Source organism: Rhizobacter sp. P3_B12 (genome assembly GCF_056402895.1).
Genome location: NZ_JBFUGN010000681.1, coordinates 1 through 3,385 on the forward strand (window position 1 = coordinate 1; position 3,385 = coordinate 3,385).

Below are 3,385 nucleotides of genomic sequence, written 5' to 3' on the forward strand. Positions count from 1 at the left end.
GCCCGAGGATCGAGGCCACGTCCTGCGGTGTGAGCGGCCGAGCCTGTGGATTCAGGGCCTGCACCGGCGGCAGCACCGGCACGCATTGCACGCCACCCTCGGCGATCAGCCGAGCGCTCTGGTAGCGGTTGCCGAAGGGATCGGTGCAGTCGAAGGCCGCGCCGGCGTGCGAGGCCATGCCCGCCATCAGCGCGCCGATCGACGCACGCAAGCCATGCGAACTCATGGTGGGCTCAGTACGCCGCAGCCATGTGGTCCGCGCGGCCACGGCGCGCCAGCGTCTCGGTCGGCGTCTCGCGGAAGTATTTGCGGTACGAGGTGACCAGCGTCGAGCGGTTGCGGATGCCCCAGCGCGCCGCGGTCTCGATCACGCTGTGGCCCGGGGCGTCGTCGCGCAGCAGGTCGGCGCGGATGCGCTCGACGCGGCAGCGCTGCATCACCTCGCCCGGCGTCATGCCCAGGTGGTTCTTGAAGGCCCACTGCAGCGCCCGCTCGGTCACGCCCATGTCGTCGGCGATCTCGCGCACGCTCAGCTCGGCGCAGTCCAGGTGCTCCAGCAGGTAGCGGTAGGCACGGCGGTACTTCGCCGGCAGCCGCATCTCGATGTCGTCCTTCACCGCCACCGGCGCCGCCGTGCCCGGCCGCGCGGCACGGTCGTCGAACGCCGATTCGGTGCGCACGCACTGCATCGACTCCAACGCATAGCGCTGGTAGTGGCGCATCGATTCGTCGACCCGGCCCGACAGCGCGCACACCTTGGCCAGGCAGTACGACAGCTCCATGCGCCAGCGCTGGCGGCCACCCATCTCGGCCTCGCGCGATTGCAGCGGCTCGAGCGTGGCGCGGGCCAGCTCGGCCTGGCGTTGCGTGATCGCGACCAGCGCGGTGTCCAGGCGCGCCTGGCGCTCGAGCGTCGCCAAGCCCAGCGTGCGCAGCCCGGCGATGTGCTCCGGCAGCGCGGCCTGCGCGCGGGCATCGCCGCCGCCGGCCATCACCAGGTCGCGCAGCTGGCGCAGCCGGCGCGCCACCAGCGCGAAGCGGCCGTAGGCGCTCATGCACTGGTCGATCGCCGACACCGGCTGCAGCTGGGCCGAGGCCGGCATGCGGTCGACCATCGGCGATTGCCAGAACACGTGGTCGCGCAGGTCGTCGTGGGCGCGGATCTCGCTTTGCGCGAGCAGCTCGACGCGCACCAGGCTCACCATCATCGCGAGCTGGGCCGAATCGTCGTCGCGGGCGATCTCGCTCGCCTCGTCGAGCGCCTGCATCGCGCGCTCCTTCTGGCCGAGGCCGTGGCGGGCCATCGCCATCGCGCACATCGCCTCCACCTTCTGCGCCGGCGTCGCGGCCTCGTCGACGGCCATGCGGCCGAAGCAGGCCGCGGCCGTGCCGTAGCGGTGCTGGTACAGGCTCAGGAAACCGGTGCCGCGGCACGACACCACGCGCACCGTGCCGCGCTGCGCGCCGCCGGCCAGCTTGACGGCCAGCCGGTAGGTTTCCTCGGCCTCTTCGGCGCGGTCCAGCGACAGCATCAGGTCGCCGCACAGCTGGGCCAGCTCGCTCAGCATGTCGTCGCCCAGGTGAGCCGGGCGGTCGCCCAGCAGCTCTTCGGCCTTCGAGACGGCTTCCTGGACGCGGCCTTCGAGCACCGGCGACATCAGGGCCTGGACATGTTCGTGGCGGGCCAGGACGGTGAGGACTTGAATCTGCATGGCGATCTCTCCTTTGGGTGCAAGGTCCGATGCAGGACCCGATGCAGCTCAGTCTCGTCATCGCACGAAAAAACAAGCTCATGAACTCTCAGTCACGCCTGTCGCCTCAAAAACGAGAACGGGCGGCGGACCGATTCGCACACTTGCGAAAACGGTTCCAGGCGAGCCCGAGCCTGACGCGAGGCTGACGCCGAAGCAGCCCGCCCGGGCCGCATCGGACCCGTTCCTGTCGCGTGATGCGCAAGCGTGATCCGTTTCACGAAAGTCCAGGTGTACCTGGCCTCGGATCGGCCGATTCTCAATCTTGAGAGCGTCTGCATCGGCTGAGGCCTGCGAGCGGGGTGGATGTCTCACGAACCCACTTGAATCCTCAGGACGAACAATGAAAAAGATCTGGCGCCGCGGGATGCCTTTCTCGCCCGAAGTGGCCCCGCTGGTGTCGCGCATGCCCGCGGTGGACGAATACCGCGAGTCGCTGCTGCGGCTGCAAGGGGTGTGGGACAGCCTGTCGATGCTCGGCCAGATGAGCGGCACGCTGCCCGACATCGGCGCGACGCGCGCGGCCTTCCAGTCGCTGTCGGAAGACCTGCTCGACAGCCTCGGCCGCACGCTGCTCGCCAACGTCGCGCAGCGCATGCGCAGCCAGGCGCAGGTGGCGATCGACATCCTGGTGCGCAACCTGTTCGAGCGCACCGCCGACATCGGCTTCCTGAGCACCGATTCGCAGTTGCGCGAGGTGCTGCGTGCGAGCCTGGGCGCCGACGGGGTCGACGCCGCCGCACTGCGCGCGCTGCAGGCCCGCTTCGCCGAGTACGCGGCCAAGTACACCGTGTATGACGACGTGATCGCGCTGGCACCGGACGGCCGCGTGCTGGCACGGCTCGACGATTCGATCGAGGTCCGCCCCGGCAGCTGCGAGCCCTGGCTCGCGCAGGCGCTGCAGGGCGGCCCGTATGTCGAGCACTTCGGCCCGTCCGCGCTGATGGGCGGCCGGCGCGCGCTGCTGTACGCGGCGGCGATCCGCGTCGACGAGCGCATCGAGGGCGTGCTGTGCCTGTCGTTCCGCTTCGACGACGAGATGCGCGCGATCTTCGCGCAGCTGCTGGAGCCGCGCGACCGCAGCGTGATCGTGCTGACCGATGGCGCCGATGCGGTGCTGGCCTCGTCCGACCCGTGGCAGGTGCCGGTCGGCGCGCCGCTGCCGCCGGCGACCTCCACGGCAGCCCACCCGCTCACCCGCTTCGCCGGACGCGAGTACCTGATGGTGCATGCCGCCGCGAGCGGCTACGAAGGCTACAGCGGCCCCGGCTGGTCGGCACGTGCGCTGGTGCCGGTGGACCAGGCCTTCGACACCGCCGAGCTGCAGGAGGGCCTGCATGACACCACGGCCGACGACGACCTGCTCGCCCGCCTCGACACCCGCGAGCTGTTCGGCGAGGCGCTGCGCACCATCCCCGCGCAGGCCCGCCACATCCAGCGCGACCTCTCGCGCGTGCTGTGGAACGGCCGCCTGCGGCCGGCCGGCGAAGGCACCTCGAACGCCTTCRCCGCAACGCTGCTGCGCGAGGTCGGCCAGACCGGCGAGCGCATCCGCCAGGTGTTCGAGCAGGCGATCTCGAACCTGCATCGCTCGACGCTGAACGCGGTGTTCGACGAGGCGCGCCACCATGCGC

At 70.7% G+C, this 3,385-nt stretch carries 3 protein-coding genes; 1 reads left to right on the forward strand and 2 read right to left on the reverse strand.

All coding sequences use genetic code 11. From position 1 onward, the window contains the following. Both AC1D01_RS26050 and AC1D01_RS26055 read right to left on the reverse strand, forming a co-directional pair. The coding region (locus tag AC1D01_RS26050; protein ID WP_477871523.1) for a hypothetical protein at positions 1–226 on the reverse strand (226 nt) is incomplete at its 3' end. Positions 227–233: 7 nt separating this feature from the next. Further along, positions 234–1,712 (reverse strand): helix-turn-helix transcriptional regulator, encoded by a 1,479-nt coding sequence (locus AC1D01_RS26055; protein ID WP_477871525.1) that lies wholly within the window; start codon positions 1,710–1,712, stop codon positions 234–236. A gap of 382 nt (positions 1,713–2,094) precedes the next feature. Between AC1D01_RS26055 and AC1D01_RS26060 the strand changes: the two genes are divergently transcribed. Further along, positions 2,095–3,385, forward strand: a 1,291-nt coding sequence (locus AC1D01_RS26060) for a cache domain-containing protein (RefSeq protein ID WP_477871527.1), incomplete at its 3' end; no start/stop codon positions are given.